At 63.0% G+C, this 26619-nt stretch carries 31 protein-coding genes and 2 tRNA genes; 7 read left to right on the top strand and 26 right to left on the bottom strand.

Translation table 11 applies throughout. The annotated features are described in order from the left end of the window. Positions 1 to 441 precede the first annotated feature (441 nt). From J3454_RS03810 to J3454_RS03775, 8 genes are all read right to left on the bottom strand, one after another. Complete coding sequence (locus J3454_RS03810) at positions 442 to 984, bottom strand: hypothetical protein (protein ID WP_349512418.1); 543 nt, start codon at positions 982 to 984, stop codon at positions 442 to 444. A gap of 134 nt (positions 985 to 1118) precedes the next feature. Next, entirely contained in the window at positions 1119 to 1679 is a 561-nt protein-coding gene (locus J3454_RS03805; RefSeq protein WP_349512417.1) for a hypothetical protein, read from the bottom strand. Between the two features lie 328 nt (positions 1680 to 2007). Next, positions 2008 to 3240 (bottom strand): PepSY-associated TM helix domain-containing protein, encoded by a 1233-nt coding sequence (locus tag J3454_RS03800; protein WP_349512416.1) that lies wholly within the window; start codon positions 3238 to 3240, stop codon positions 2008 to 2010. Between the two features lie 5 nt (positions 3241 to 3245). Further along, on the bottom strand, positions 3246 to 5327 hold the full coding sequence (locus J3454_RS03795) for a TonB-dependent siderophore receptor (protein ID WP_349512415.1): 2082 nt from the start codon (positions 5325 to 5327) through the stop codon (positions 3246 to 3248). A 1536-nt stretch (positions 5328 to 6863) separates the two neighbouring features. Further along, positions 6864 to 6940 (bottom strand) — tRNA-Pro (locus tag J3454_RS03790). Between the two features lie 29 nt (positions 6941 to 6969). Further along, positions 6970 to 7042: transfer RNA gene (locus J3454_RS03785), tRNA-Ile, on the bottom strand. An 85-nt stretch (positions 7043 to 7127) separates the two neighbouring features. Further along, a complete protein-coding gene (locus tag J3454_RS03780; protein ID WP_349512414.1) occupies positions 7128 to 8129 on the bottom strand; it encodes a polysaccharide deacetylase family protein in 1002 nt (333 codons plus the stop codon). 26 nt (positions 8130 to 8155) lie between these two features. Continuing rightward, positions 8156 to 9958 (bottom strand): histidine kinase dimerization/phospho-acceptor domain-containing protein, encoded by a 1803-nt coding sequence (locus J3454_RS03775; RefSeq protein WP_349512413.1) that lies wholly within the window; start codon positions 9956 to 9958, stop codon positions 8156 to 8158. A gap of 288 nt (positions 9959 to 10246) precedes the next feature. Here J3454_RS03775 and J3454_RS03770 point away from each other — a divergent pair, with 288 nt between their 5' ends. Genes J3454_RS03770 through J3454_RS03760 form a run of 3 tightly spaced genes read left to right on the top strand, consistent with a single transcriptional unit; the run spans position 10247 to position 11663 of the window. Beyond that, positions 10247 to 10708 carry an Lrp/AsnC family transcriptional regulator gene (locus J3454_RS03770; protein ID WP_349512412.1) on the top strand — a complete coding sequence of 154 codons (462 nt, stop codon included), beginning with the start codon at positions 10247 to 10249 and terminating at the stop codon, positions 10706 to 10708. A 22-nt stretch (positions 10709 to 10730) separates the two neighbouring features. Then, positions 10731 to 11105, top strand: coding sequence for a hypothetical protein (locus J3454_RS03765; protein ID WP_349512411.1), 375 nt, complete (start codon positions 10731 to 10733; stop codon positions 11103 to 11105). A 36-nt stretch (positions 11106 to 11141) separates the two neighbouring features. Further along, positions 11142 to 11663 (top strand): hypothetical protein, encoded by a 522-nt coding sequence (locus tag J3454_RS03760; RefSeq protein WP_349512410.1) that lies wholly within the window; start codon positions 11142 to 11144, stop codon positions 11661 to 11663. Here the strand turns inward: J3454_RS03760 and J3454_RS03755 are convergent. From J3454_RS03755 to J3454_RS03740, 4 genes are all read right to left on the bottom strand, one after another. Next, a complete protein-coding gene (locus tag J3454_RS03755) occupies positions 11660 to 12970 on the bottom strand; it encodes an NAD(P)/FAD-dependent oxidoreductase (protein WP_349512409.1) in 1311 nt (436 codons plus the stop codon). The two genes, J3454_RS03760 and J3454_RS03755, sit on opposite strands and share 4 nt — an antisense overlap. Positions 12971 to 13150: 180 nt before the next feature. Beyond that, the gene (gene accC, locus J3454_RS03750; RefSeq protein WP_349512408.1) at positions 13151 to 14500 is read right to left on the bottom strand and encodes an acetyl-CoA carboxylase biotin carboxylase subunit; all 1350 of its coding nucleotides are present in this window, start codon (positions 14498 to 14500) and stop codon (positions 13151 to 13153) included. A 4-nt stretch (positions 14501 to 14504) separates the two neighbouring features. After that, the gene (accB, locus tag J3454_RS03745) at positions 14505 to 15023 is read right to left on the bottom strand and encodes an acetyl-CoA carboxylase biotin carboxyl carrier protein (protein ID WP_349512407.1); all 519 of its coding nucleotides are present in this window, start codon (positions 15021 to 15023) and stop codon (positions 14505 to 14507) included. A 108-nt stretch (positions 15024 to 15131) separates the two neighbouring features. Further along, positions 15132 to 15572 carry a type II 3-dehydroquinate dehydratase gene (locus tag J3454_RS03740; protein ID WP_349512406.1) on the bottom strand — a complete coding sequence of 147 codons (441 nt, stop codon included), beginning with the start codon at positions 15570 to 15572 and terminating at the stop codon, positions 15132 to 15134. Between the two features lie 225 nt (positions 15573 to 15797). Here J3454_RS03740 and J3454_RS03735 point away from each other — a divergent pair, with 225 nt between their 5' ends. After that, positions 15798 to 16631 carry an FkbM family methyltransferase gene (locus J3454_RS03735; protein WP_349512405.1) on the top strand — a complete coding sequence of 278 codons (834 nt, stop codon included), beginning with the start codon at positions 15798 to 15800 and terminating at the stop codon, positions 16629 to 16631. Positions 16632 to 16652: 21 nt separating this feature from the next. Here the strand turns inward: J3454_RS03735 and J3454_RS03730 are convergent, their stop codons facing one another. The 14 genes from J3454_RS03730 to J3454_RS03665 all read right to left on the bottom strand — a co-directional run bounded on the left by J3454_RS03730 (position 16653) and on the right by J3454_RS03665 (position 24424). Further along, positions 16653 to 17066 carry a holin family protein gene (locus J3454_RS03730; protein WP_349512404.1) on the bottom strand — a complete coding sequence of 138 codons (414 nt, stop codon included), beginning with the start codon at positions 17064 to 17066 and terminating at the stop codon, positions 16653 to 16655. A 69-nt stretch (positions 17067 to 17135) separates the two neighbouring features. Then, complete coding sequence (locus J3454_RS03725; RefSeq protein WP_349512403.1) at positions 17136 to 18032, bottom strand: HpcH/HpaI aldolase/citrate lyase family protein; 897 nt, start codon at positions 18030 to 18032, stop codon at positions 17136 to 17138. Positions 18033 to 18086: 54 nt separating this feature from the next. After that, positions 18087 to 20204 carry a TonB-dependent receptor plug domain-containing protein gene (locus J3454_RS03720; RefSeq protein ID WP_349512402.1) on the bottom strand — a complete coding sequence of 706 codons (2118 nt, stop codon included), beginning with the start codon at positions 20202 to 20204 and terminating at the stop codon, positions 18087 to 18089. 112 nt (positions 20205 to 20316) lie between these two features. Then, positions 20317 to 20727 (bottom strand): SufE family protein, encoded by a 411-nt coding sequence (locus J3454_RS03715; protein ID WP_349512401.1) that lies wholly within the window; start codon positions 20725 to 20727, stop codon positions 20317 to 20319. A 46-nt stretch (positions 20728 to 20773) separates the two neighbouring features. Then, complete coding sequence (locus tag J3454_RS03710) at positions 20774 to 20950, bottom strand: hypothetical protein (protein ID WP_349512400.1); 177 nt, start codon at positions 20948 to 20950, stop codon at positions 20774 to 20776. Next, a complete protein-coding gene (locus J3454_RS03705) occupies positions 20947 to 21198 on the bottom strand; it encodes a hypothetical protein (RefSeq protein ID WP_349512399.1) in 252 nt (83 codons plus the stop codon). The genes J3454_RS03710 and J3454_RS03705 overlap by 4 nt, the downstream gene beginning before the upstream one ends. Continuing rightward, on the bottom strand, positions 21195 to 21515 hold the full coding sequence (locus tag J3454_RS03700; RefSeq protein ID WP_349512398.1) for a hypothetical protein: 321 nt from the start codon (positions 21513 to 21515) through the stop codon (positions 21195 to 21197). The genes J3454_RS03705 and J3454_RS03700 overlap by 4 nt, the downstream gene beginning before the upstream one ends. Beyond that, positions 21515 to 21871 carry a hypothetical protein gene (locus J3454_RS03695; RefSeq protein WP_349512397.1) on the bottom strand — a complete coding sequence of 119 codons (357 nt, stop codon included), beginning with the start codon at positions 21869 to 21871 and terminating at the stop codon, positions 21515 to 21517. The genes J3454_RS03700 and J3454_RS03695 overlap by 1 nt, the downstream gene beginning before the upstream one ends. Continuing rightward, on the bottom strand, positions 21871 to 22227 hold the full coding sequence (locus J3454_RS03690; RefSeq protein WP_349512396.1) for a hypothetical protein: 357 nt from the start codon (positions 22225 to 22227) through the stop codon (positions 21871 to 21873). The genes J3454_RS03695 and J3454_RS03690 overlap by 1 nt, the downstream gene beginning before the upstream one ends. Continuing rightward, positions 22227 to 22535: a hypothetical protein gene (locus J3454_RS03685; protein WP_349512395.1), complete on the bottom strand. Its 309-nt coding sequence runs from the start codon at positions 22533 to 22535 to the stop codon at positions 22227 to 22229. The genes J3454_RS03690 and J3454_RS03685 overlap by 1 nt, the downstream gene beginning before the upstream one ends. Before the next feature lie 44 nt (positions 22536 to 22579). Beyond that, entirely contained in the window at positions 22580 to 22957 is a 378-nt protein-coding gene (gene pspC / locus J3454_RS03680; protein WP_349512394.1) for an envelope stress response membrane protein PspC, read from the bottom strand. Next, positions 22954 to 23268, bottom strand: a complete 315-nt coding sequence (gene pspB, locus J3454_RS03675) for an envelope stress response membrane protein PspB (protein ID WP_349512393.1) — start codon at positions 23266 to 23268, stop codon at positions 22954 to 22956. Before pspB ends, pspC begins: the two co-directional genes overlap by 4 nt. A gap of 3 nt (positions 23269 to 23271) precedes the next feature. Further along, the gene (gene pspA, locus J3454_RS03670; RefSeq protein ID WP_349512392.1) at positions 23272 to 24237 is read right to left on the bottom strand and encodes a phage shock protein PspA; all 966 of its coding nucleotides are present in this window, start codon (positions 24235 to 24237) and stop codon (positions 23272 to 23274) included. Between the two features lies 1 nt (position 24238). Beyond that, positions 24239 to 24424, bottom strand: coding sequence for a hypothetical protein (locus J3454_RS03665; protein WP_349512391.1), 186 nt, complete (start codon positions 24422 to 24424; stop codon positions 24239 to 24241). Between the two features lie 159 nt (positions 24425 to 24583). On the opposite strand from J3454_RS03665, the gene pspF reads away from it, so the two are divergent. From pspF to J3454_RS03650, 3 genes are all read left to right on the top strand, one after another. Beyond that, positions 24584 to 25636, top strand: a complete 1053-nt coding sequence (pspF, locus tag J3454_RS03660) for a phage shock protein operon transcriptional activator (protein ID WP_349512390.1) — start codon at positions 24584 to 24586, stop codon at positions 25634 to 25636. Positions 25637 to 25700: 64 nt separating this feature from the next. Next, the gene (locus J3454_RS03655; protein WP_349512389.1) at positions 25701 to 26015 is read left to right on the top strand and encodes a hypothetical protein; all 315 of its coding nucleotides are present in this window, start codon (positions 25701 to 25703) and stop codon (positions 26013 to 26015) included. Between the two features lie 77 nt (positions 26016 to 26092). Next, positions 26093 to 26518, top strand: coding sequence for a PilZ domain-containing protein (locus tag J3454_RS03650; protein WP_349512388.1), 426 nt, complete (start codon positions 26093 to 26095; stop codon positions 26516 to 26518). Positions 26519 to 26619: the final 101 nt, after the last annotated feature.

Genomic DNA, 26619 nt, shown 5'->3' with positions numbered 1-26619 from the left:
CTATACGGGGTTATCCTTGTTGCGTGACCGCGCATGCCGCCGCAGGGTCGGCGAGAACCCAGCGATCCACGCTTCGTTCCAGCTCCGCCGAATGTCGCCGGTATTCGTCATCTCCCAGCGCGAAGTCGCATGAGAAGCTGCTCGAGCCCAACGAGGTCGCTTTGCACAAGGCGCTCCCGATAGCGTCTTCGGGCGCATTGCATTGGTCCACCCAAGCGGCGCGGAATTCGGCCGCGCCGGGCGGTGACAGGCGCGGCGAGGCTGGCTGTTCAGCGGCGGTAACCTCCGAACGATCGGGTGCCGGAGCTTCGGCAGGCCCGCATGCGGCGATCGGAATGGCGAAAAGAGGGATGAGGAAGCGCAAATTGCCACTCCAGGAAGATCTAAGGGTAAATCCGGGCGACGCTCGTCCGACACGCCGCCCGGCATTGCATTGGGCGATCAGCGGGGTTGGGATGCAGCACCCATGGCTTCGCGGATCTGCGCCATCGTCGCTCGCACCGTGACCTTGCCCTGATTGTTCAGCGCCAGCGACGCTTTGGGAAGAGTCATCGAACCGTCCGCGCCCTGAACGGCGACAGTGTTGCCGGACACGCTCTGAATCATCCCAAGCTGCCGGTTGTCGGCGGTCTGCACCTCTGCACCCTTTTTGAGGGCCGCATCGAACTCGGCCTGATAGGCTGCCATCTGCTGGTCGAACCGCGCCACGACTTCGGCCCGCGTCAGTGCGATCATCGGCCCGCTGGCGCCGGGATTGATCGCTGCGCTCGCAATCGGCACCATCCTCTCGCCGACCTTGACCAGTACAACCTCACCTTCCTGACCGGCAACCGTGCCGATTTCCGAACCGTCGGAGCCGTAAATCACCGTACCTGGCTGAACTGTGGCCGCCTGTGTCGCGTCAGGCGCCATGCCCTGCTGCGCGGCCACGGGCGCGGCAACGGCTATGGTGACGGCGGCGGTTGCTGCGAGGAGCTTCTTCATAATGTCGTTCCTTCGTAAGGTCATTGCATAAACCTTGCGCAGGGTAGGGAGGCGAATCAATGCGACAAGCAAAGGGCGGGTGAGCCGTGCGTGAGATGCCATGCATGACGCTTCATCCGCCGCGATGCCGCGTGTCAGCTGCCCGAAAGGCCCGCCAGCCGTTGCCGCAAGGCATCGGGTACAGGCTTGGTGTTCTGATCGATCTGCTGGCGCGTGAACAGGGCCACCAGCCGATCCTCTATGACGGCAAAATGATCGCGTTTAAGGGCAATGACGCCTTCGTTGCGCAGGATCACCACCGAATCCGCTTCGTTCTCGATCGCCACGATGCGGCCGACCGCCTCCCGGTCCACACTCCGCACCAGCCGACCCGGGGCGAGGTATTCGTCCCGGCGCGAGGCTTCGTGTCGGCGTTGCTCGGCGATCATGTCGTCGATCTGCGACCTGGTCGCATTGATCCGCAGGGCGTTGCCGGAACGATCGACTGAACGCTTGCTGATCGGCGCGCGGTGCGTCCCGGTGTTCACCACCACGGCGTCATCCTGCACTTCCTCGATCGTGCCGACCGGCTCACCGTCGGTTCCCAGCACCTGCAAACCGGTAGCAAATCCGGAACTGGCTGCGGCTGCACCAACCGAGAAGCAGGCGAACAGGACTGCCGCCAGTGCGGCTCCCAATTTTGTGACGGGCTTCATTGCACGCATCCCTATCCGAACCTCGTGACCAGAGCATTAGCATTGGCAATGCTAGGGGTCTTCCAGTCAGGATGGCAAGGCCTGCACCGCATTCCGCCGCGATCATGCTTCGCCTGATCCGATGCGCATTGAGGAATGGCAGGGATGGGAGCCATTAGCCATCCGGTCCCTCCCCACGAGTGCATTCTCGGTCGCCGGGCGCGATCCTGATACCTGAGAGGCGGCTACAGCATTTGGTCGGCCACAACCGGAATTCAGAAAACGAAGCTGAAGCGGTTGTCCGCATCCGGAGCTTCGTAGGGACTTTTGGAGGCGCCCCAGTCACCGACTAGGATATTTGCCAGATCAAGGCGGGCAGCAGGGCGAAGCCGACGGCGATCAGGCCTGCCGACACCCAGCGCCATCGTGGCTGGTCGCGCCAGACGCCGGCGAACGCTTGCGCAAGGCGGACCTCTCCGCCGCGTTCGCGGGCGATGCGCAGCGAATAGATCGCCGCGCCGGACACCGAAAGGCCGGTGAGCAGCAGGCCGAACAGAAACCATGGGACCTTGGTCCAGTAGCCACCGAAGTCACCGAAATGCAGCGGATCGGCCATCTCGCCGATGCGCTGGTGGACATTCATGTCGCGCCCGTCTGTCGTCAGCAGCACCTTGGCGCTCACCGGATCGACCCACACGGTGTTGGCGCGCGGACGCACCAGCACCGCCTCATGGTCACCGTGCAATTGCAGCACAGGGCTTTCCTTGCCTGGAAGCAATACCCGCCGCACTTCCAGTTCCGGATAGGCTGCTATCGCTGCCGCAAACGCCGGTTCAAGCCCCTGCGAGCCCGGCTCGACCGTTGCTTCGATCTTCACCTTCGGCGGGGACGGGGCGGCGAGGCCCAGGCTTTCGACGAAATACCACATTCCGGTCAACGCCATCAGCGCCACGAACCACAGCGACCACACTCCGGCGAGGCGGTGGAAATCCCCCCACCACGTCCGTGCGTCGCGATTGCGCAGCGGTTTGGTGAAACCGCGCCACCATTTCTTGTAGACCACCAGCGAGGTGACGAGGCTGACCAGCAGCAGGAAACCGAGAAAGGCGACGATCGGCACGCCGATCCTGGTTGGCAGGTTGAGGTGGCGGTGCATGTTGCGCAGCACCCGCTGTGCTCCTGCCCACGGCCCCTCACCCTGGATTGTTCCGGTGGCGGGGTGGGCATGAAGGTAAAACAGGTTGCCCGCCGCATCCTCCACCGTGACCTTCACGGCAAAGGCCGAGGCAACCGGTGCCTCCATCGACCGGACCACCACCACGCCGGGATGCCGCGCGGCATTTTCCGCGATCGCCGCCCATTCCACTGGCCCTTGCGCGCTCACCGGGGCGACCCTCAGGCTGGGTTGCAGCACCCAGTCGATCTCGTCGCTGACCACCGCGAGCGTGCCGGTGAACATGATGAACGCCATGAACAGGCTGAGCTTGATGCCCACCCATTGATGCACCGTCCACCAGATGCGCGATGTCTTGCGCTTCTTCGCCGGACGCGCGTGCCCGGCGGCGTCAAGATCGCGCACCATGTCCATCAGAAGGCGTAACCTACTTCGAGGAAGATCGAACGCGGTTCTCCCGGGAAATGGCCGGTGCGGTCGATGAAGCCCGAAACCGCATAGGTTTTGTCGAACAGGTTATCGACCCGCAGCATTGTGCGCACCGGTCCGACTTCGTAAATTAGCGAGGCATCGAAGATCATGAAAGGCTGCACCCGCTGGCCCGAAAGGCTGACCTGTTCCGACACGTAATCGCCCCCGAAAGCCGCGGCGAGGCCGAGATCGGGGATCTGATAGCGGGTCCAGAAGCCGAGTTGGTGTTCGGGCGCATTGGCGAAGCGGTCGCCCACCCGGTTGCCGATTCCTCCACCGCCGTTGTCGTCCGTAACGGTGGTGTCGTTATAGGCGTAGGCGACGGTCACAACCCAATCGGGCGTGATGTCTGCGGCAAGATCGAACTCGATGCCCCTGGACGTGACTTCGCCGAAAGCGACGAAATCATCGACCCCATCATTGCCAACGTCGCCGCGCGGATCGACCTGCAGGATGTTGCGGCGGCGGATCTGATAGGCTGAGAGCGAGGACTGCACGCGCCCGTTCATCAGCGCCGTCTTCATCCCGCCTTCGAACATGTCGCCGGTGGTGGGGCTGAAGGGGCCGCCTGCGCGCGGATCCTGCGATCCGATACCCTGCGGCTCGAAGCTGGTCGAATATTGCGCGAAGGCGGAAACTTCGTCGGTCACGCGATAGACCGCGCCCACGCGCCAGGTCACGTCCTCGTCGGCAAAGCTGTCTTCCTGCACGATGCCGAAGGCGCCGCCGGTGATCGTGTCGCTGAAGCGGTCGAAGCGCAGACCGCCGGTCAGGATCAGCCGGTCGATCGTCAGTTCGTCAAGCAGGTAAATTCCCCAGCGATAACCTTCGGTCAGGCGGTTCTGGAAGGCAGGCAGGTTGTAGGTCGCGGGGTCTGAGACGCCGTAAACCGGATTGAGAAGGCTGAGCGGACCGGGAAGACCCGGCGTTGGCGCGGCGCGACCGCGGACCAACCGGCTGTCGAAATCGAGTGAGCCGTCGAAATAGTCGCCACCGACCAGCATCCGGTTGCCGAGATCGCCAATATCCGTGGACCATACGAGATTGGTGCCGAACGACCAGTTTTCCTGTTCGCGGCGCTGGTCGCGGAATTCGCGGACGCTGGCATCGCGTACCCCGTCACCATCGGAATCGAACAGACCGCGCGGCTCGTGATATTCCTGCTCCTCGACAGCGTTGTTGTAGCGCAGAGTCGCATCGAAGGTGATGCCCGGCAGCGGCTCAGCCTCGACCCGGCCTTGCAGCACGTCAGAGCGCAGGTTGAGAAAGTCGCCCGGCTCATTGTGGTTCCAGCGGCGGCTGGCGAGGAAGTTGCCATCATCGTCGGTCGGCACGCCGCGCAGCCGGTTGGCGTCGAGTTCCTGATCGTAGCGGGTCGCCTGCAGGATCAGCTTGAAGGGGCCGGGTTCATAGGACACCCCGCCATCGGCGATGAAGGTGCGCGAGGAGGCGTTGAAGCGGAACAGGCCGCGATCCTCGTAGAACAGACCGCCGCGCGCCGCAAAATCGCCGCCGAGCGGTGCATTGACCTCGGCAGAGCCGCCGAACCGGTCGGCATTGCCGACGATCCCACGCACGTCTGCGGAGAAGCCGTTCAGCTGCGGCTTCTTGGTGACATAGTTGAACAGCCCGCCTGGTGCACCGGGACCGTAGAGCATTCCGGCCGGTCCCTTCAGGAACTCGACCCGCTCAAGGTTGAAAAGCTGCGGACCCGAAAAGCCCGCATAAGGATCACCGCGCAACCCGTCGAAGAAGATTTCCTCCTGCCGGAACCCGCGCGCGGTGACTCCGGCATAACTGAAGAAGCTGACGCCCGAGATGTTGCGATAGATGTCCTGCGCATCGCGTGCGCCCTGATCCTGGATCAGGTCGCTGGTGATGACAGTAATATTCTGGCTCGACAGCAGCGGCTCGGTTGGCAGCTTGCTCGCCGTGGTGGTCTCGACCCGGTAAAGCTTTTGCGCGCGTCCAGTAACGACAATGCCTTCGGCTGCGGTCTCGCCGGTTTCCGCAGCGTCATCCACCGCATCGCCTGGTTCTGTGCCGGACTGCGCAAGCAGCGGAGCTGGGATGATGGCAGCTGAAAGAAGAAGAAGCCGAAAGCCAGTGAAGCGGACGAACATGAGAACCCTTTGTTGAGAATCAAACTCAAAGGCGCATAGGCATGCCGCATCTGCGAATCAATATCATTATCAATTATGAGCGAATATCCGTCATTCGCCTTCCCACCCACAAGCAGTCGTCCATGGCCACGCTGCGCGGCCTTAGGACCTGATAGTTGGCTTCAAGGGCTTGCTCGCCGGAAGCCGGAATTCTCAAAGCGGTGCCGTTTCGGTCATTCGCTCACAAACCGCGCCAAGCTCCCCTGCACGTCGTCACATGCAAGGAAGCCTTGTGCGAGAGCTGAGCGGTGTCTCAGAACTGCGCTGTTAAGGGTGCCTCTCGCCCATTTACTTTTTGGCCGCGTCGCCCGACGCATCGGACAGTTGAGAGGTTGTGGGCAAAGCATGAAGCCACAGGTCAGCTATCTAAGAGCATCGTATATCGGTGCGCCTTTAGCCATCGCTTTGCAGGTCTATTTCGTAATCGCAAATGGTGAGCCTGTGCAGACCGTGCCGTATTACGCTGGAACCGCGCTAGGCGGTGCGCTGCTAGGCTGCGCAGTTGCGTGGGCGGTGAACCGAACTCGCCGCATGCCTTAGATCGACCCGCTGGGGGCGTTTATCAGATGGCTTTCAGCTTGGCCGGTTGCAAAACCGTTCCCCATACGTTCTACTAGAGGGGGTGAACAGCAAGCGCCTAGACACCCTTTCCGACTTCGCGAGGCACAAATACCTGCTTAGGATCGAATGCGAGTGCGGGCGCGTGGTGATGGCCGATCCGCACAAGATCATTACCGCCTGCCAAGCGAGGCGCATCAGCTACAGGCTGGACACAGTGGCGGGGCGGTTGCGCTGCGAGCGATCCGAGCGCAAACCTTGGCGAGTGGGGCCGGGGCTGGGGGGTAAAACCTTGGCGGACCCGAAAGCCCGCCAAGGAATTCAGGCTGCAAAGATTGCGACAAGCCAAACAAGCGCCCAAAGGCACACGCCAGCATTCACTTTCACTTTAACCGTCATTTTTTTACGGAACTTGTTTGCCATTGAAGGCTCCCAAGGTCGCAAGCGCCCGCAGCCCTTAGAGGGATACGAAAAGCTTCTAGTGTCACCATTAAGGCGGGTTGCGAGCAATCCCCCTGCCGCTTCCGTTCATGAGCCGGTCCCGACAATGGCAATGTGGAGTCCAACGTCCCGCGCTCGGCATCAGCGAATGCGGCATCGCAGCAGATTGGTGGCCAGACATTGCCCGGTCCAATCATGCCCCTTCTGGTCAGTTGGCATTACCGTGCGCCTTCCACTGGGCCGGGTATCCAACCCGGCTGTTTCCGAACGCTTTGAGATTATGAGGAATTCTATAAGGGGAGTCGAGTCGCGCCCACTAGGGCCACGGTTTGGTGCAACCCCATCTGTAACCCACAACCTGTGAGATCGCCCAATTGACTAGGCTAAGTCTATGAAAAGTGGTCGGGGAGACAGGATTCGAACCTGCGACCCTCTGGTCCCAAACCAGATGCGCTACCAGGCTGCGCTACTCCCCGACACTACATTCACCTCGCCCCGCCCCCGGTGGGCCCGGCAGGATTCGAACCCGCGACCTAGCCGTTATGAGCGGCCAGCTCTAACCGCTGAGCTACAGGCCCGTATGCCGGGACCCGAGACGGGGCGATTGGGTGCCCCTACTCCGGAGCCGTGGCGGAAACAAGCGGTGATGCATACGGCGCGTATTCAGCTGCCACTTGCAGCAACAATGTCTGCCACAGTGCAACTGCGTACACCGCGCCGATCAAGCGTCGCATAGACCTGTTCGAACCAGTCATACAGCGCCTCAACGTCCGCTTCGGTGGCAGCATAGGGGGTATGGCCCGGCGCAAGGGTGGGGCTGTGGAACGACAGCACCAGCACCGGCAAGCCTGTATCGAGCGCGATGTCGATTCCGCGCAGTGCCTCTTCGATCGAGACGCCTTCGGGCGTGAGCGCAATCCGTTCGAGCAGGTTGAGGCGCGACAAGACGCCCATCGCGCGTGGTATGCGCTCGCCTATCCGTTGCAGCTGCCGTCCGAGATTGCGCAGCAAGCCCCAGTGAACGCTGGTGACAGGCAGTTCGAGAAGTTCACGCTCCTCGTCCACCCAATAGGGCGCGAGCGGGTGGCCGGAGTAATCCGGCCCGCCCTGATCGCTGTAATCGAACAGGGCGCGAACCGAGGTGTCGATCCGGATTCCTGCAGATTTCAGTAGCGCCGCGGTGTCCGGTCCTAGTCCGTAACGCCCTGCGCGATAGATCAGCGGCGCTGTGCCGAAGGCTTGCTCGATCCTGTCGCACAGCGCCATGAACTTGGCCGCTTCCAGCGCTTGTGGCAGATTTCCTGCGAAGGAATTGCGGACACATACTTCTTCATCGAACGGCGGATTGACCCAGGGGTGCAATTGCACGCCGACTTCGGCTGTGCCGCGCCGCACGGCATCGCCGATGATCTCCACCGCGCCCGCATCGGTCGCGATCGGCCAGTCGACCAGATAGACCGGATGGGCGCCGATGGTCTCGCAGAAGCTCTGGAAACGCGGAATCGCCGTCACGTGCGAAAGTCCGTATCCGTCACGCCGGAACGGTGCGCGCCAGTCGAATTCCTCTTCGGTATCAACGGTCAGCAGAACCCGCTGCCCGAATTCCGGGCCGAGCCACGCCGAACCGTTCGCCGATGGCGGGTTCAGCATCGAAACATGTGCCATGGACCTGTTCCCCCGGACGCCGACTGCTAGCCTGCGGCCCGACCTGCATCGACCCGGTCGGCACTGGGCACTTCCTCGGCACCGCTCAAAAGCGGCAGGGTCAGCACGATTTGGTCGCCTTCCCGCGCGAGTGCACCGCCTGCCGCCCGCGCTTCGGCACGCGCCAGCCGGAACGCGAAGCCGGCGCCGAACAGTCCGGGATTGATGGTGGTTTCGGCGGGCCGGGCAGATGCGGCGAACAGGTTTTCCTCGCGCGCCAGATCGGCCGGCAATGTGCAGGTCAGGCGTGCCAGTGCCGATCCGTTGCCTATCAGCGGATCGAGGCGTGTTTCGAGCTTTTCGCCTTCACCGCAGGCTGCACCCAGGCTGGCGAGTAGTCGCCACAGCAGGGATTCGAGGTCCTCTGCATCGCAGGGCACCAGCATGCTGATACCGGTTCCGGGCGCAAACTCCACCGCTGCCGTGCGCGTTGCGAGGATGGGGGCGATCTGCCCGAGAATTCGGTGCACAAGCTGGACGAGATCGGTTTCGCCTGCCTCCATTGTGGCCGCGCCGGTTTCCAGCCGGGCGAGCCGGTCGAGTTCGTCGAAGCCTGCCAGAATACGCGCCGCATCGGCCGCGATCGCGGCGGCCAGCGCGCGGTATTCGTTCGGGGCAGGGCCGAATAATTGCTGCTGTATCACCTCGGCATAGCCCTGCACCGCGGTGACCGGGGTGCGCAGTTCGTGAAGCAGTTGGCGGATCCGGTCGGCCTCGTGATGGTCACGTGCGGTCGCGTCGCCGGGTTCGGCCAGAATGCGCCGGAAGCGTCCTGTGTAGCCGGTGAAATGGCCTTCGTTGCTGAAGGCGGGCTGGGCATCGAGGGTCCAATCTCCGGCGACGGCCGCAGCGCCGCCAAGCACGAATGGCAGCCCGATGATCGGCTGGCGGCGGGAAATGAATTGCGTGAGCGCGTCCGCTTGCATCGGTGCGGCTTCGACTTCGCGCCCCGACGTCAGCCGCGTGCCGATCACCATGGGTGCGACATCGCCCGATGCCCAGACGATCTTTCCCCTCGCATCAGTAGCAAAGCCGAAGCTGCCAATGGCGCGGTCGGGCAGGTCAGGCATCTCGCCCAGTGGCAGGCGCGGGGCGATGTCGGCCTCGATCCGGCTGGCGCCGCGCTCGCGCCGGAACTGGGCGATGCGTTCCACCAGCGCTGAAATTTCGCTGCGCCCGGTTTCGTCGCGTTCGCGCTGTGCGTTGCGTTGGTCTGCCGCGCGTGTCCGCGCCGCTACCGGTTGTACCGGTATGGCCGCTTGAACATGCTGCACAGACGAGTGTTCGGGCTGCCCCACCGCAACAGGCTGCACGGGAGTTGTTTCTACCGTTGGCTCCGGCGCAGGCAAGCCGCGATCCTGAATACCCAGCCGAGCCAGCAGGGCCTCGACATCCAGCGGCAGGTCGCGGCGCAGGCGCAGAAATCCGCGCGCGCGCACCGGAATGCGCGGGATCAGCGACGACCAGTCACCGACCGACAGATCGGCGCGGGAAAGCGCCGCAATTGCCACTTCGGGCTCCTGTTCGGCCAGGTGCGCGGCCAGATCGGCGCTGCGGAAACGCCAGCCGGCCTCGCGGATCATGCGCGCGCGATCTTCGGCTGGAATCGCGTCGGCCAAGGCGTCCATCCGTAGCCACGCGGCGGCAATCAAGCTTTGATATTGGCGTCCGGTCGGATGCACGCGGTTCTTGCCCAGCAGGTCGAGCAACTGCCGATATTGCGTGCGCAATCCTGCCTCGCCGGTGGCGCGCAGGCGCAGCACGGTGGCAAGACGGTCGTCGAAGAACAAGTTGGCACTCCCACGCTGCTAGCCCGCTGGCGATGGCACGTTGCGAATCAAGATCGGCAGGCGTCGCCCGGAAACTGCGGGCAGCAACGCTATTATGCACCCTTTTACCAGCCAGAGGCAATTGTCACAGTCTGGCGTGCAAGGTGCGTTGCAAAGCGGGACAATTGCTGGCAGACCTAATAATATTAGCGAAGCGGGCCTTTCGGCGCGCATCTTCTTACTTTGGAATGGTAGGCGCGCGCCTTTGTCGTGCAATGGACGGCGCGCTGCCGAAGGAGTGCAATCCCTGTGGCCAATCTGGACGAAATCGACCGCCGCCTGCTGGCGGAATTGCAAGCGGAAGGCCGCGTTACCAATGTCGAGCTCGCCCAGCGGGTCGGGCTGACAGCGCCGCCGTGTCTGCGCCGGGTTCGCGGGCTGGAAGAAGACGGGGTGATTCGCGGCTATCATGCCGATCTGGACCCGTCAAAGCTGGGCTTTGCGATCACCGTCTTCGCGATGGTCAGCCTGAAAAGTCAGGCCGAATCCAGTCTGCGCGAGTTCGAGGAGCATATGCGTGCGCTGCCCGAAGTGCGCGAGTGCCACATGCTGAACGGAGAGATCGACTTCATCCTGAAGGTTGTAAGCAAGGATCTGCAAAGCTTTCAGGAATTTCTGACCGGCAAGCTGACCCCCGCGCCCAATGTGGAAAGCGTGAAGACGTCGCTGACGATCCGCACCGCCAAGCAGGATCCCGGCGTACCGCTGTGAGCAGGGGCGCGCGGCGATCCCGATGATTGATACACCGCCCGCTGCCGAGATAATTTCCGAAATGGAAGAAAGCGAGGTCGCGCCGCATCTGCCGATGAAGCAGCGTACGGACGGCACACTGGTGATCGATCTCCTCCCGCTTGCTCCGCCGCCTTCCCTATGCGCGCAGGAGGAGCGTCATCCGCTCAATCCCGAAATCATCGTGTGCCGCCAGACCAGAATGTCGCCGCGGATCGGCCCCGACATGCTGCCCGAGATCGACGATTTCGGCAGCGCGATCCCCCGCGCCCGGATCAAGCTGTCCGATACCACCGCTGCCGAAGCCAATGCCACCGCGCCGAGCGTCGGCGGCTGGAATGCGAAGGGCGGCGAATTGCGGTTCAAAATCGATTTCTGATGTGTTTTTCGTTTGTTGTTGCCTAGGTGCAGGCAAATGTCCGGAATAAACCCAGACCGCGCCGATCCCGATCCGGGCGACGTTCCTGAGGCGCCGTTCGATAGTGGCTGCCTCGGTTGCCTGTTCGTGCTGATGGTGCCGATCGCCGTCCTTGGCGGCATTGCTGCATTCAGCAGCGACTTCGCTGGAATCCTCGCCGATACCGGCGCGCGCCGCAACCCTGTGGGGGTGTTTCGCATCGGGCCGATTGACATCGGCGCCCTGCTGTTTGCTGGCATCGCGACGTGGGAGGCGGTGAAGGCCGCGCGCCGGTTTGTCGACAGGCGCGCGGTCTGGATCGAAGGCGACATGATCCGGTTCCATCCCACCGTGCGCCGCCACCCGCTGCCTCTGCACGCGCTGACGGTAATTACCCACGAAGCGGGCGAGATCAAATCAATCCTGTGGCTCGAGCACGGCGACGGCAAGCGGATCAAGATTGCGATGGTCGATCAGGATGCGGCGCGCGCCTTTGTCGCCGAGGCCGAGCGGGCCAGGGCTGCACTGACTTTCGGTTAGTGCAGTTTCAGCTTGGGCCGCACGATGCGGTTCACGCGGCCGATCAGGATCAGGAAGGTCGCCTTCACCCAGCCGTGGATGCCGATCAGATGCAGCCGGTACAGCGAGGTATAGATGAACCGCGCCAGCCGCCCTTCAATCGCCATGCTGCCGCCGATCAGATTGCCCATCAGGCTGCCGACGGTCGAAAACCGGCTGAGCGACACCAGTGAACCATTGTCGCGGTACACGAAGTGCTTGAGCGGGCGGTCTTTCTGCATCCGGCAGATATTGTCGAACACCACTTCAGCCATCTGGTGCGCGGCCTGCGCACGCGGCGGCACGGGACGATCCTCGCCCGGCGGGGTGTAGCTGGCGCAGTCACCCAGCGCGAAGATGCAGGGATCGCTCGGCGTCTGCAGTGTGTCGGTGACGATGATCTGGTTGCGGCCATTGGTTTCCAGTCCCAGATCGGACAGGAACTCGGCCCCCTTCACGCCTGCTGCCCAGACCATCAGATCGGCCTCGATCACCTCGCCGCACCTGGTGACAAGCTGGCGCGGATTGGCCTCGATCACTTGCGTGTCAGGCCGCACCTGCACGCCGAGTTGCTCCAGTTCGTGCCGCGCCGCCGCCGCCAGTTTGTCTGGCAGGGCGGGCAGAATGCGTGGGCCGGCTTCGAGCAGGGTGACATGCAGACGGCTCTCGTCGAACACCTCCAGCCCGTAGTGGCGCAGCGCACCCGCCGCGTTGTATAGTTCCGCTGCAAGCTCCACCCCGGTGGCCCCGCCGCCGACGATGGCGATGCGCACCTGCTCGTTGGCAGTCGGATCGTTCATCATCGCCCGGCTGACGCGCAGGCAGTGATTGAGCAGCCGGGTGCGGAACCGGTCGGCCTGCGTGCGGCTGTCGAGGTAAAGGCAGTGTTCCGACACGCCCGGAACGCCGAAGTCGTTCGATACTGATCCGAGCGCCAATGCGAGGATATCGTAGCGGATGGTGTGCCCAGCGATCAGCTCGCTGCCGTCCTCGTCCATGACCGGGGCGAGGCGGATTGTCTTGGTCTCGCGGTCGATCCCGTCGAGGCTGCCCTGAAAGAACCGGTAGCCCCAGCGATAACAGTGCCCGCGGTAGCCAACCTCGTCGAGATTGGCATCGAGCGATCCGGCAGCGACCTCGTGCAGCAGCGGCTTCCAGATGTGGCTGAGGTTCTTGTCGACAAGGATGATGTCGTGATTTTTGCGCCCGAACTTCGCGCCGAGCCGGCGCACCAGCTCCAGCCCACCGGCACCTCCGCCGACGACAACGATCTGGGTCTTGCGGCTCATCCAACACTCCTTGGCGCCCACGTGGCGCGAGCGGATCCTGGCGGGGAGGAGACAATGGCCTTAGCCGCAGCCGCATCCTGACCCGAGGTCCGCCCGCAGCTGTTACGCGATTTCTTGCTGCATTGCAGCATCAATCGTCTCCACAGCTTGGCGCGCAGGGGGCTGCGTTCTCCGCAGCCTTCAAGCTTCGCGCCCCTCCAGCCATTGCTCCAGCCACTTGATCGAATAGTCGCCGTTCAGCACATCGTCCTGCCGTAGCAGTTCCTGATGAAGCGGGATGTTGGTTTTTACCCCTTCGACCACCATTTCCTCAAGCGCGCGGCGCAGGCGCATGATGCAACCTTCGCGGGTGCGCCCGTAGACGATCAGCTTGGCGATCATGCTGTCGTAATAGGGCGGGATCCGGTATCCGGCATACAGTCCGCTATCCACCCGCACATGCATGCCGCCCGATGCGTGATAATAGGTCACCAGGCCGGGCGAGGGCGCGAAGTTGAAGGGGTCTTCGGCGTTGATCCGGCATTCGATCGCGTGGCCCTTGAACTCGAGCTCTTCCTGCTTGACCGATAGCGGCTTGCCTTCCGCGATGCGGATCTGCTCGCGCACCAGATCGACCCCGGTGATGGCTTCGGTGACGGGGTGTTCGACCTGCAGGCGGGTGTTCATTTCAATGAAGAAGAACTCGCCGTTTTCCCACAGGAATTCGATCGTGCCTGCGCCCCGATAGGCCATGTCGCGCATCGCCTGCGCGCAGACGTCGCCCATGCGCTCACGTTCCTCGGGCGAGATGACGGGGGAGGGCGCTTCTTCTAGCACCTTCTGGTGGCGGCGCTGGAGCGAGCAATCGCGCTCGCCCAGATGGATCGCATTGCCGTTCCCGTCGCCGAACACCTGAAATTCGATGTGGCGCGGGTTGCCGAGGTATTTTTCGAGATAGACGGTGGCATCGCCGAACGCGGATTTGGCTTCGCTCCCGGCCTGCTGCATCAGGGTTTCGAGCTTGTCCTCGCTCTCGCACACCTTCATGCCGCGCCCGCCGCCGCCGCTGGCGGCCTTGATGATGACGGGATAGCCGATCTCCTTGGCAATGCGGCGTGCCTCGTCGAAGTCCGAGATGGCGCCGTCCGATCCCGGAACCAGCGGCAGCCCGAGTGCGCCAGCGGTGCGCTTGGCCTCGACCTTGTCGCCCATGGTGCGGATATGTTCGGGCTTGGGGCCGATCCACGCGATGTCATGCGCTTCGACGATCTCGGCAAACTTCGCGTTCTCCGACAAGAAGCCATAGCCGGGGTGGATCGCATCGCACTGCGCGATTTCGGCCGCCGAAATGATGTTGGCGATGTTGAGATAGCTTTCGGATGCAGCGGGCGGGCCGATGCACACCGCGTGATCGGCCAGCCGTACATGCATCGCGTCGGCATCGGCGGTGGAGTGCACCGCCACCGTTTCAATCCCGATTTCATGCGCCGCACGGTGGATGCGCAGCGCGATTTCGCCGCGATTGGCGATCAGAATGCGTTTGATCCCCATGGCGTCAGGAAATCACGACGAGCGGCTGATCGAATTCGACCGGCTGGGCATTGTCGACGAGGATCGCGCCGATGGTGCCCGATCGCGGCGCGGTGATCGGGTTCATTACCTTCATCGCCTCGACGATCAGCAGAGTGTCGCCTTCCTTCACTTCCTTGCCGACCGCGATGAACGGCGCGGCGCCGGGCTCGGGCGTCAGATAGCAGGTGCCGACCATCGGTGATTTCACCGCGTTGGTCATGTCCGGGCCAGCCGTGGGTTCAGGCGCTGCTGGAGCCGCAGCGGCGGGCGCAGGCGCCGCAGCAGCAGCAGCCTGAGTGGGCGCGGGCGCCGCGGCATAGACCGGCGCAGCCGCTACCGCACCGCGCGAAACGCGAATCTTGCGATCATCGTCCTCGACCTCGATTTCGGTCAGGCCCGTTTCGTTCAGCAGTTCGGCCAGTTCGCGCACCAGCGCGGTGTCGATGTTCATGCCGGACTTGCGCCCGTTCGACTTTCTGCCCTCGGCACCGTCGTTTGCCATGTGTGTCCCTTGTTTTATGAAACGCTCGTTACAGCGAAAGGGGACTATTGCCGCCAATTGCGGCTGGCAAGTGGCAATGGGTGCAATCTGTGCAAGGAAAATCCCCGATCAGACCTCGTCCGACGCTACAGCTTCGAGCGCTATCCGGTAGGAGTCCGCGCCGTGACCCTCCACGGTGAGCGCGGCGGCCATCCCTACATAGGAGAGGTGGCGGAAGGCCTCGCGTGTATTGGGATCGGACAGGTGGACTTCGATCACCGGCGTACGGATCGCCTTGATCGCGTCGAGCAGTGCGACAGATGTGTGGGTATAGGCCGCTGCATTGAGCAGCACCGCCCGCGCACCTTCGGCTTGCGCTTCGTGCAGCCAGTCGACGAGCATCCCTTCGTGATTGGTCTGGCGCATTTCGATTTCGAGCCCGAGTTCGCGGGCGCGGTCTTCCAGCATCCCGGCAATGTCGTCGAGCGTGGTGGTGCCGTAGATTTCCGGCTCACGCGTGCCGAGGAGATTGAGGTTGGGGCCGTTGAGGACGTAGACAAGGTGGGTCATATTGATACCGTAACGGCCCTGGGAACGGCGCGAAAGAGAATTCACGCACCAGCCGACCGCGAAGCGGTGTGAACACCGGTTAACGCAAACGGGAAACCGCTTGCCGAAGTGGGTCTACCCTTGGGCGCGGAGTGGGTGCAGGCTCAGCTTCAGATACGTTGATGGTTTGCCACGCTTCTTGAGTGACGTTTCACGCTCCCGGAGCGGACTTGAGGGAGTCCGAGGATGTACGCAGCGGTTGCAAACCGTGCCGCATGGTGGCGGACTCTCGCCTTTCAGCGGGTGTTTCCCGAACAGGCCTTGCGGCGCAACCTGGCGCGGAAGGTCGAACTCGAGCAGGAGATCGAGTTGCTCCCGCTGCTCACGAACCGAAACAAGGTCTCGATCGATGTGGGGGCGAACGCGGGGTGCTATGCCGCTGCCTTGTTGCCATTGAGCCAGCGCGTGATCCTTATCGAACCCCATCCGCGGCTTGCAAGATTGCTGCGCGGTTTTCCCCGCGACCGGGCTCAGGTTCATCAGGCGGTAGCCACGGACAGTGCGGGTGAGATGATCGAACTGGAGGTCGTGCTGAAGGGCTCACGCGAAGTCGATGCATTGGGCCGCGTAGCCCGAGGTCCGGCGACAGCATCGGCACGGCGCTACCGGGTGCCGACCCTGACGCTGGATCAGTTTTCCGATCAACCGACAGGTTTCATCAAGATTGACGTCGAAGGCCACGAGACCGTGGTGTTGCGCGGCGCGGGCGAGCTGATCGAGCGGCATCGTCCCAACCTTCTGATCGAAAGCGAGGCGCGCCATTGCGAAGGCGCGCCGTGGTCGGTGTTCGAATGGACTGCACAACACGGCTACGAAGGGTTTTTCTGCTATGAAAACCGGGTCCTTCCCGTTGATCGCTTTTCAATCGACATGCAGGATACTGCTCCGCTACCCGGTCAGATGCGGCGCCATCAGGCCAACTATGCCAACAATTTTATTTTCGTACCGCGCGAACGCGATTGGCAGGCGGTTGCGGGGTGTTGCGAGGCGGCATTGAACGGCCGCGAATATCCGTCCTGAACGGCGCCCGATTGCAGCCGGTTACCGATCAACCCCCTTGACCTTTCCCCACTGCCGCGCCGCCGTATAGCCCAAATATCCGGTGCCGAACAGCGCATAGAGCGGCTCTGGCAGTCCATTCAGATACGCGTTGATGCCCGCCGCAATGTCCCTCGCAGCCATCGGGTGAAAGGCGCTAAGCAGACCCATCGGCAGCGCTGTCAGCAGCAGGATGTACATCACGTAAAGGAAGCTGGGGCGCGCGCGACTGGTCCAGGGGTCGGAGGAGCTGGCCTCGGCGACAATGGCCTGCAATTGCGCTTCGATCATGCGCATTTCCTGCGTGCCTTCGAGTGCGATCAGTTCCAGCTTCGCCTTGGCGCGGGCTTCCTTATCCGGAATGATCTTGTCGATGATTGCGGCGATGGGGCCGATGAGGGCGTCGATTAGGGCCATTTGCTGCGCTCCGTGACTTGATTCGTGCAACAAATAACCAAATAGGTTAAAGTAGGAAAGCGAGCGAACCTATTCTTCGCCCGCCTCAGCCAACAGCCGCTGAGCCAACGCCAGATGCGGCCGGTCGAGCATCGCGCCGTCGAGCGCCACCACGCCCGCGCCCGGATGATCGGCGAAGGCCTGCACCACTGCGCGGGCATGGGCCAATTCCTCGGCGCTCGGGGTGAAGGCGGCATTGATCGGATCGACTTGCGCCGGGTGGATCGCCAGCATTCCGCGAAAGCCCGCCGCCCGAACGCCGCGTGCGCGCTTTTCCAGCGCCTCCAGATCGCGAAATTCGGGCTGCACCGTCTCGATCGCCGCCACACCCGCCGCCGAAGCGCCGATCAAGCACAGGCTGCGCGCCATTTCATAGGTGTGCGCATATTCGCCGTCCGCCCCGCGCTGCTCGCTGGCGCCGAGCGCCGAGGACAGATCCTCCGCCCCCCAGCTCATCGCCACCAGCCGTGCCTTGCCGGGATAATCGCCCGCATATTCGCCAGTGCGAAACATCGCCGCTGCCGTTTCTGTCACCAGCGCGGCTACAGCCGTACGCCCCTGCGGGATACCGTTCGCGGCCTCCAGCGCGGTGAGATAGTAATGAAGCTGCGTGATATCAGCCGCCCCTTCAGCCTTGGGGAGGAACACGCCGCCCGGCTGCGAGGGAATGATAGCGGCCAAATCGGCGATACAATCGGATGTTGATAGCGGGTTGATCCGCACCCAGAGCCGCGCGCTACTGTCCGACGCGGCAAGCTGCTCCGCCACCATCGCGCGGGCCGCTGCCTTGTTTTCGGGCGCAACCGAATCTTCCAGATCCAGCAGAGCGATATCGGCAGCACTTGCGGCTGCCTTGCCCATCTTCTTCGCACTGTCGCCCGGCGCGAACAGCCAGGAACGCATCGGCAGGGCGGGGGACTCAGGCATCGGGCTTCTCCTATCGCAAAGGTCGCTTACGAAGCCGCCCCGGCAAGGTAAAGTCTAGAACGAGCCTTCGACCTCCAGCGTGAAGATCATGCCGAAATCGCGCGAGCGTTGTTCCAAGAACGCAACCTGTCCTGCTTTCCGGTCGGTAAAAAGCGTGCGTTCGAACTGATTGCGGCGATCGAGCAGGTTGCCCGCGCTGGCGCGCATCGTCATCCCGGCCACGTCCTTGTTTTCGACGAACACCGAGGCAAAGCCGAATGTCTGCGTGTTCAGCGAAATCTCGTCGAGTCGAACGGAAGGCGAATTGTCTTCCCAATCGGCATTCCCGCCCATCGCCCAGACCGTACCGGGAAAATCGTGGCGCAGATTGGCGCGCAGATCGATGATGTCGGTGCCCGACAAGCGGCGGCTCGTGCCCAGCAAGGGGTCTGTCACATCGCTATCGCGCAGGCCGAAGCTGAAATCGATCCGGGTGCCGCGCCAGCCGATCGGGTCGGACAGCAGCGTGACATCGCCCGTAATGCCGAACCGCTGGGCCGCAGGCAGGTTGCCTGGCGCTTGTCCGCCGCCGGTGATCGGGATCTGATCGACGATATCGGTGATGTCTTCATAGAACCCGCGCAGGTTCACATTGCCCAGTGCGCCCAGCCGCAGGCTCGCCTCGATTTCGTAGTTCCAGCTTTGCGGCGGCACTAAGTCGGCGTTGGTCACATCAGTGCGTTCTTGATTGAGATCGACCGAGGCGATGAAATCGAAGAAATTGAGCTGCCCCACCACCCGTTCGACCCGGCCTGCGAGGTTGAGCGCCGGGCTGGCTTTCCAGTCGAGCGCCACGAACCCCTTGGGCCGCCAGAAACTGCGGGTCTGCCCCAAAGGTCCGCTTTGGCTGAGGCGCGAATATTCGCCGCCCGCCGATAGCTGCAATTGCAACGCGGGCGCGAGGGCGCGGCTATAGGTCAGCCCGGCATCGGCGCGGTCTTCGTCGACCCGCGCCGAAGCGCCCGGCAGCACCGCAGGCCGCAGCACCCCGTCCGCGTCGCGCACTTCGAGCGCTGAGGTGATATCGAGGAAATTTCGAACCCCTTCCAATGCCGCGACAAGGTTTCCGCCTGCTGCGGCGACATTGTATTCCGACCGCAGGATCGTTTCGCCCTCGTCGGCATCGCGGGTGAAGACGCTGCCCTGCGGCGCGCTGCCGTCGGCAAATTCCGTCAGCACTCGCGAGACGAAGGGACTGTCTTCATACCCGTGATAGCCGATCAGCTTGAGCTGTCCGGGGCCGACGGCAAACTGGTAATCCGCGCCCACTTCGAAATTGAATTCGTCCTCGGCATTGCGGAAGGTACGTTGCCGGTCGACGGCGAAGCCCGGCCCGGCCTGCCGCGACAGTTCGGTTTCGCGAAAGATCAAGCCTTGCACCTGTCCAGTCAGGTTCAGCACATTGGCATTGTCGGCGATGCGGGTGAACGATCCGGAAAGCCCGATCCGGTCGGAGTTGAAATTGGCCTTTTCATTGCGAATGTCGATCAGCGCGCCGGTGCCGTCGAACACCCGTTCGATCCCCTGATCCCCGCGCCGGTTGGAATCGTTTTCCAATGCCAGCGTCCAGTCGGTCTTGGTGCCGCCGCCCGCAAACGCGACCGAACCATCGAGGAATTGCCCGGGCGTGCCCTTGCTGCGGAATTGCGGGGCGAGCCGGAACTGGCCCGCGATGCGCCCGCTGGACAAGGTGACGACATTGAGCACCTGTCCGCTCAGGCCCCCGATATCCAGACTGGCCCCGTCGACCAGTTCCAGCCTCACCACGTCTTCGACTGGGATGCGCTGCAATGCCTCCACCGGGCCGTTCGACTTGCCCGAAATGCGCCGGCCATTGACGATCACATTGGTATCGGCCTGCCCCAGACCGCGCGCGCCGCCGCCCGATCGGATCGAAAAGCCGGGCACCTGCCGCGCCATGTCGAGTGCGCTGCGCGGCGCAAAGCGGGCAAAATCTTCGGGCGTATAGGTGTTGCGCGTTGTTCCGGCTGCCGAGCCTGCCTCCAGCATGGTGGCATCGTCCGGCGTTTCGGCCGCGTCCTGCGTCGCGTGGGCCGGTGAGATCAGGGCGGTTCCCGCGCCGAGGAATGCCAGCAGGCGGGTATGGCTAAGCGATCGGGCAAGCAGGCTCATGCGTGGCTCTTTTCCGCAAGTGAGACGCGTTGTCGATAATGCTGCACGATTGCATCCGTCCAAACGGCATTACAGACCGACGAACGGATTGCGCCGTGCAAACTGCCGAAGCTCAGGCTGCGGCGAGGCGCGCCGCGTGCTGTTGCACCAGCCCGATCATGTTGGGTACGCCCTGCGTGCGGTTGCTCGACAACTGGTTCCGGAGGTCGAACGGCGCAAGTGCGCCGGCAACGTCCATACCGGCGACTTCGGCGGCGGTCTTGTCCTGCACGGCGGCGATCACCAGCGCGACAATGCCCTTGGTAATGGCGGCATTGCTGTCGGCCAGAAAGTGCAGCCGTTCATTCTCCTGCGAGGCAGGATAGACCCACACGGCCGCCGAACACCCGCGCACCAGCGTCGCATCGGTTTTCAGCGCATCGGGCATCGGTTCAAGCTCGCGGCCAAGCTCGATCAGCAGGCCATAGCGATCATCGCCTTCGAGAAATTCATATTCTTCGAGAATGTCGGAAAGGGTGCGCATGGGGCGCAATTAGGCAGGGCGGCCCGAAAACGCAAAGGGGGATTGGTTAGCCCATCAGCCCGCCGGGGCGTGTGAAGGCATAGTAAATCACGTAGAACCAGCCGAAGAAGCCTTGCACGATCGCCCAGAAGATCGATTGGTGCAGGCTCCAGCTGATGGCGATGGCAAGCGCGCTTCCGAACCCGATCCCGGCCTGCGCCGCTGTGCCGCGCGCATCGCTCATAATTCCACCCCGCTGGCGATGGCTTCAAGTTTGCGGATGCGTTCCCTCAGGTCGGCGAGTTCGATCCGCGCGGTGCCGATGCCGGAACTTTCTTCGGCTGCCGGGCGCGAACCGCTGCGGCCAAGTTCCTGCCGCTTCAGTTCAAGCCAGCCGTTCCATGCGTGGAGCAGGGCGGCGGCGATCACGATAATCGCGAGCAGACCGGAGGTCGCCACGATCATGGTCGGGTCGAGAAGGGGCGTCATCATTCGCTCTTGTCCTCCTTGGCGTTTGGCAAGCCCCGGAGGGCTTCGATCTCGGCGGAAATCCGCGCACGTTCACGAGCATCGCTGTTGTTACTGTCGGTGGCGATGCGCTCGAGCACCTTGATGCGCTCGCGCAGGTCTTCAAGTTCGTGGTGCGCGGCTTCAAGTTCGGCGGCGCTGCGGTTGTCATCGCGCGGAGCGAAGATCGGGTTGCCGTCTTCGTCGCGAGTGACGCCCAGATCGCGATCATGGCGGCGCGACCAGATCGTGACAAAGCCCCAGATCGCAACAATGATAACGGCTGCGGTCCAGAAACTCATCACGCCTCGCCCTTGTCCTTGAGGTTTGCCAGCGCGCGGTCGCGGAGGGCATCGATCTCGGCGCCCAGATGATAACCGCTGTCAGTCACGATCCGTTCGACGTTGACCAGCCGATCCTTCATTGCGCCCAGTTCAGCCCGCAATTCGGCGTTTTCCTGGGTCAGAAGCGTAACGCGGTGTGCGGTCTGCTTGTCCGACCCGGGCTTTAGCGATTGGCCCCACATTCCTTCGAGCGGGTAGCCGTTCTTGATCTTCATGCGGGTGGTCTGGAACGAGGTCAGAATGCCGCCCGCGCCGAGCAGAAACGCCCCGCCGATGATCCAGCCGAGATAGGGGAGGAAATCGGTGGCTTCCATCACGCACGCTCCTTCTTGTCGAGGCCGAGCGGCACGCCCGCGCCACCAAGCTCTTTGGCATCCGAACTGCGCGTGTCACGCAGTGCTTCGATTTCTTCGCTGAGCGAATAGCCGCGGTCGGTGACGATCTTCTCCAGCACGATCATGCGATCCTGCATTGCGTCGATCTTGCCGTGCAATTCACGGTTTTCGGCCTTCAGCCGCTGCGCCTCCGTGCCGTCCGCGCGCTCGGTCTTGCCGCCCCACTCATCCTCGAGCGAGTAGCCGTGCCTGGCCCGGATCCAGTTGTTGAGCAGCCAGCCGCTGGTGCTGAGGGCGATGATGGCGAGGACGAATTCCGATCCTGTGATATCCATCACACGCGCTCCTTGTTCTCAAAGCCAAGCGGCACGCCTGCGTCTTTGTCGCTGTGGGCATCCACCCGCCGCGTATCGCGCAATGCTTCGATCTGGGTGGCAATGTCGTAGCCGCGATCGGTGACGATGCGTTCGAGCACCTGCACCCGGTCTTCGAGCCGCTGGACATGGCTCGCATATTGTGCGGCCTTTTCGGCCGTTTCCGTGGCGACCACCCTGGTCTGCAGCTTGGCGACCTTTTCCTTGTGGTTGGTCCAGACCCCGAAGAAGCCGAGCAGAATGCCCAGGATCGGGATCATAAGGGCCATGTAACCTTCCATTGTAACGTCCCCCTCCGGGTTGATTCAGGGCCTCAGCGCAGCCGTTCGATTTCGGCGGTCAAGCGCGGGTTGCTGCTGACATAGTGGCTTTCCACTGCAGCCAGCCGCCGGTCGATATCGCGGAAATTTGCGCGGATTTCGCGGGCGGTCCGCTTCGGGTTCTGCCGCACGCCCTGCCAGTATTTTTGCTCGCTTTCGTCGCGGTAGAGATAGGGCGGCTTCTTGTTCAGCAGGAAACCGGCGATCAGGTAGGCGATGATCGAAGGGCCGCCGGTGACGAAGATCGATGCGACCGCGACCAGCCGGACCCAGAAGACGTTGATCCCGGTATAGTCGGCGATGCCGGAGCACACGCCCATCAGCTTGCCATTGTGCTTGTCGCGGTAAAGCGTGGTGCGGGGGCTGTTCATGCGCGGGTTCCTTTCTTCTCGGCCATCAGCGCTTCCAGTTCGCGCAGCTGCTGGTTGTCTTTTTCCTGATCGGCGATCAGCCGGCGGGCGGGGGTGAATTCCGGGTCGTCCGAGGCGACCAGCCGTTCGACCGTGTCCATCCGCTCATCGAGCCGCTTGGCGAGGTTATAGAGCTCCTCCAGCAGCACTTCATCGTCAGTGGTGATGGTTGCGGCGGTCTTCCACTTGGTAACATAGTGCATGATGATCCAGGGAAGGCCGATAAAGAGCATTCCGACGATCAGGATGGGCAAGAGAACATCTTCAATCATCGCTTACTCTCCCTTGCTCGGCGCATCCTTGCCGAGCGCTTTCTTCATGGCTTCCAATTCGTCGTCGATCGCGTCCGATCCGGCGAGCGCCGCGATTTCATCGGCGAGCGTCGGGGTCTTGCCTTCGGCGATCTGCAACGCATCGGCGCGGCCTTCGGCGTAATCGACCCGGCGTTCGAGCTGGTCGAAGCGCGCCAGCGCTTCGTCGGTGCGTTCGGTGCTCATCAGCGTGCGCAGCTTGACGCGGTTCTCCGCGCTTTCGAGCCGTGCGGCAATCGCGGTCTGGCGGCTGCGGGCTTCGCGCAGGCGGTGCTGCAGCTTGGCGATGTCTTCCTCGTAAGCGCGCAGGGCATCGTCGAGCACCGCGATCTCGGTCTTGAGCTGGTCGGCCATGTCGCCAGCCTTCTTCTTCTCGACCAGCGCGGCGCGGGCAAGATCCTCGCGCTCCTTGGAAAGGGCGAGCTGCGCCTTTTCGGCCCAATCGGCCTGCAACCGGTCAAGTTTCACGCAGTGGCGGTGCATTTCCTTCTGGTCGGCAATGGTGCGCGCCGCGCTGGCGCGGACTTCGACCAGGGTTTCCTCCATTTCGAGGATGATCATGCGGATCATCTTGGTCGGATCATCCGCCTTGTCGAGCATGTCGTTGAAATTGGCGGCGATGATATCGCGGGTGCGGCTGAAAATGCCCATGAAGGCTACTCCATCGAGAAATGAACTGACCGGGTCCTGAGCGGCGACTCGCGGGCCGTCTGAACCATCGGTGTTCCGGCGAGACTGCGTCGGAGTGGGGCTGCGGCGCAAGGCTTCGATTTCCTCGTCGAGCCGCGATAGCCGTCCGGACGACAGCAGGCGGGAAGGGTGGGCCGGAGCGTCGCTGCTCTGGGTGTCGCGATCGGGGCTTGCGTCACCGGCAGCATCTGCGGGGGGGACGTTACGCTCCGGCCCGAGGGGATTTTTCGGATCGCCCATCTTAGGCGATCTCGATCATGGCGCCCGCTTCGGCGCCGGGGTGACCGATCGGGGCGGCGTTGGCCGCGCCGGGCTGGATCTGCGATGACAGCGCGATCACCATCACCATGGCGGCAATGCTGGCCATTGCTGCCTGCCCCAGCTTGGTGTTCCAGAAGCTGCTGTCTGCGGTTTTGCGGTCGATCATTGTGGGCATCCCCCGTGGTTGTCAGTGATGTTGCCATTCATTTTGCAATCGCCGTGCCAAACTCCGAAAATGGCTGAATTCCGCTGTTTTCTTGCCCTTTTGGTGTCAGATCATTGGTCCCTATTGCCAAGCATTGGGGAATTTCACTATAGGTTGGCCATGGAGCGGGAAAGCCAATTCATCGGCCAATCGGGCGCCTTCCTCGACGCGGTCGAGCGGGCCAGCCGTGCCGCATCGATGAACCGCCCGGTGCTGGTGATCGGCGAACGCGGCACGGGCAAGGAACTGATTGCCGAGCGGCTCCACCGCCTCTCCACACGCTGGGACGAACCGCTGGTCACGATGAACTGCGCGGCGCTGCCCGAAACGCTGATCGAAGCCGAATTGTTCGGACATGAAGCGGGCGCCTTCACCGGCGCGACCAAGGCGCGCGTCGGCCGCTTCGAGGAAGCTGATCGCGGCACCCTGTTCCTCGATGAACTCGGCACTCTCAGCATGGGCGCGCAGGAACGGCTGCTGCGCGCGGTCGAATACGGCGAAGTCACCCGCATCGGTGCCTCGCGCCCGATCCGCGTGGATGTGCGCATCGTGGCCGCGACCAACGATGATCTGCCCGCGCTGGCGGCATCGGGCGAGTTCCGCGCCGACCTTCTCGACCGGCTCAGTTTCGAGGTCATCACACTGCCGCCGCTGCGGGTGCGCGAAGGGGATATCGGCGTGTTGGCGGAATATTTCGGGCGCCGCATGGCATCCGAGCTCGATTGGCACGCATGGCCCGGCTTCGCGCAGCACGTGATGAACAGCCTTGAGGATTACGCCTGGCCCGGCAACGTCCGCGAATTGCGCAACGTGGTCGAGCGCGCCGTCTATCGCTGGGGCGACCCCGAAGCGCCGATCGCGCACGTCCAGTTCGATCCGTTCGATAGCCCTTGGCGCCCGCGTGCGCCCGAGCATCGCCGGAGCGCTTCGGTTGCGGGGAATGCACCTGCTCCGGCAGCAACGGCATCCGCGTCCGCAGATGAATTCGACACGATTGCCGATCTGCGCGCTGCGGTGGATGCCCACGAACGCGCGATCCTGGAACATGCGCTGGGCAAACATCGCTGGAACCAGCGCCAGACCGCACGCGGGTTGGGGCTGACCTATGACCAGCTGCGCCACTGCATCAAGAAGCACGGCCTGATGGAAGGGCAGGAAAGCGACGCCGGCTAACCGCTTGATAAGGAATCACGTATTATTCTGCGCACCACTGCTTCAACAGCCACTGGACTAATTCATGCGCGCGCTTGTCGACATTTTCGAAAGTCTCACCAGTTCGATCCGCTTCGTCATCGGTTTGTTTGTGCTCGCCGTGATGGGATTCGGGCTGATGCTGACGCTCGGCGCCACGTATGTCGCTCCAAGAGCCGTCGAATCGTTGGCTGAAGGAGCCGAGCGGGTGGGCGAGAAGGCGATCGAGGCGGCTCAGCAGGAACGGCGCGCGCATGAAATGGGCAAGGACGGTTGGGGCTATGATGCTGCGACCACCAAGTCGGACCGCTCCGAGCGCACCAGTCGCTCAGGCTCCGCGAAGGATGGCTGGGCGAATTGAGTCTGCCGCGGCACCGGTAGTGATCCCTGGGGCGTGGTTACTACGCCTTTAACCAATCTCCCTCAGGCTGTCGTCCCATGGCGCAGCCTTTCACCTTTACCGAACCGGCTGTGGCCGGTGAACCGGCGCAGGCTTCGGCAACGGGGCGACGCGGCGCTGCACGTTTGCGGCTCTCGATCCCTGTGCGGGTGATTTCCACCCGCGCAAACCAACCCTGCGTCCTCCTTGATCTGTCCCGCACTGGTGCGCGGATCGGGCTGGCGACGCCTTTGAGGCCGGGAGAACTGATTTATCTCAACGTCGCCCGGCTCGAAGTTTTCGCTGAAGTCGTGCGGCGGCACTGTGGACAGGCGGGCGGCGTCAACGGCCTTGCGTTTGACGACCCGCTGCCTGACGCGGCGGTGCTGGCAGTGCGGCGGCATGCGGAGACGCTGGAGCAGCGCGAGCGCAATTCCCTGCGCGATCAGGTGCGGCGCTGGGTGAGCGGCGAAAAGCTGACCTGATCCCTGACCACAGCCCTGTGCGTGCTTGGCGCTTGCCAAATCGCAAGCCCGGGCCTAAGTGAGCGCCAATCCCTGCATTGTCGTGACAAGGTTTGGATGCT

Source organism: Erythrobacter sp. NFXS35 (assembly GCF_040148725.1).
In the GTDB taxonomy this organism is placed as follows: domain Bacteria; phylum Pseudomonadota; class Alphaproteobacteria; order Sphingomonadales; family Sphingomonadaceae; genus Erythrobacter.
The sequence above is the reverse complement of the archived record's forward strand: the minus strand, read 5'-3'. Positions and strand labels throughout refer to the sequence as shown.

Coding starts and splice junctions, on each gene's coding strand:
- J3454_RS03805 (WP_349512417.1), bottom strand. CDS start 1,679: ATGAAGCCCGTCACAAAATTGGGAGCCGCACTGGCGGCAGTCCTGTTC.
- J3454_RS03800 (WP_349512416.1), bottom strand. CDS start 3,240: ATGGTGCGCGATCTTGACGCCGCCGGGCACGCGCGTCCGGCGAAGAAG.
- J3454_RS03765 (WP_349512411.1), top strand. CDS start 10,731: ATGATTGATACACCGCCCGCTGCCGAGATAATTTCCGAAATGGAAGAA.
- J3454_RS03780 (WP_349512414.1), bottom strand. CDS start 8,129: ATGGCACATGTTTCGATGCTGAACCCGCCATCGGCGAACGGTTCGGCG.
- accC (WP_349512408.1), bottom strand. CDS start 14,500: ATGGGGATCAAACGCATTCTGATCGCCAATCGCGGCGAAATCGCGCTG.
- J3454_RS03720 (WP_349512402.1), bottom strand. CDS start 20,204: ATGAGCCTGCTTGCCCGATCGCTTAGCCATACCCGCCTGCTGGCATTC.
- J3454_RS03740 (WP_349512406.1), bottom strand. CDS start 15,572: ATGACCCACCTTGTCTACGTCCTCAACGGCCCCAACCTCAATCTCCTC.
- J3454_RS03650 (WP_349512388.1), top strand. CDS start 26,093: ATGGCGCAGCCTTTCACCTTTACCGAACCGGCTGTGGCCGGTGAACCG.
- J3454_RS03810 (WP_349512418.1), bottom strand. CDS start 984: ATGAAGAAGCTCCTCGCAGCAACCGCCGCCGTCACCATAGCCGTTGCC.
- J3454_RS03705 (WP_349512399.1), bottom strand. CDS start 21,198: ATGATGACGCCCCTTCTCGACCCGACCATGATCGTGGCGACCTCCGGT.
- pspA (WP_349512392.1), bottom strand. CDS start 24,237: ATGGGCGATCCGAAAAATCCCCTCGGGCCGGAGCGTAACGTCCCCCCC.
- J3454_RS03690 (WP_349512396.1), bottom strand. CDS start 22,227: ATGGATATCACAGGATCGGAATTCGTCCTCGCCATCATCGCCCTCAGC.
- J3454_RS03715 (WP_349512401.1), bottom strand. CDS start 20,727: ATGCGCACCCTTTCCGACATTCTCGAAGAATATGAATTTCTCGAAGGC.
- J3454_RS03755 (WP_349512409.1), bottom strand. CDS start 12,970: ATGAGCCGCAAGACCCAGATCGTTGTCGTCGGCGGAGGTGCCGGTGGG.
- J3454_RS03725 (WP_349512403.1), bottom strand. CDS start 18,032: ATGCCTGAGTCCCCCGCCCTGCCGATGCGTTCCTGGCTGTTCGCGCCG.
- J3454_RS03735 (WP_349512405.1), top strand. CDS start 15,798: ATGTACGCAGCGGTTGCAAACCGTGCCGCATGGTGGCGGACTCTCGCC.
- J3454_RS03760 (WP_349512410.1), top strand. CDS start 11,142: ATGTCCGGAATAAACCCAGACCGCGCCGATCCCGATCCGGGCGACGTT.
- J3454_RS03685 (WP_349512395.1), bottom strand. CDS start 22,535: ATGGCCCTTATGATCCCGATCCTGGGCATTCTGCTCGGCTTCTTCGGG.
- J3454_RS03655 (WP_349512389.1), top strand. CDS start 25,701: ATGCGCGCGCTTGTCGACATTTTCGAAAGTCTCACCAGTTCGATCCGC.
- J3454_RS03665 (WP_349512391.1), bottom strand. CDS start 24,424: ATGATCGACCGCAAAACCGCAGACAGCAGCTTCTGGAACACCAAGCTG.
- pspC (WP_349512394.1), bottom strand. CDS start 22,957: ATGAACAGCCCCCGCACCACGCTTTACCGCGACAAGCACAATGGCAAG.
- J3454_RS03695 (WP_349512397.1), bottom strand. CDS start 21,871: ATGGAAGCCACCGATTTCCTCCCCTATCTCGGCTGGATCATCGGCGGG.
- accB (WP_349512407.1), bottom strand. CDS start 15,023: ATGGCAAACGACGGTGCCGAGGGCAGAAAGTCGAACGGGCGCAAGTCC.
- J3454_RS03700 (WP_349512398.1), bottom strand. CDS start 21,515: ATGAGTTTCTGGACCGCAGCCGTTATCATTGTTGCGATCTGGGGCTTT.
- J3454_RS03710 (WP_349512400.1), bottom strand. CDS start 20,950: ATGAGCGATGCGCGCGGCACAGCGGCGCAGGCCGGGATCGGGTTCGGA.
- J3454_RS03730 (WP_349512404.1), bottom strand. CDS start 17,066: ATGGCCCTAATCGACGCCCTCATCGGCCCCATCGCCGCAATCATCGAC.
- pspB (WP_349512393.1), bottom strand. CDS start 23,268: ATGATTGAAGATGTTCTCTTGCCCATCCTGATCGTCGGAATGCTCTTT.
- pspF (WP_349512390.1), top strand. CDS start 24,584: ATGGAGCGGGAAAGCCAATTCATCGGCCAATCGGGCGCCTTCCTCGAC.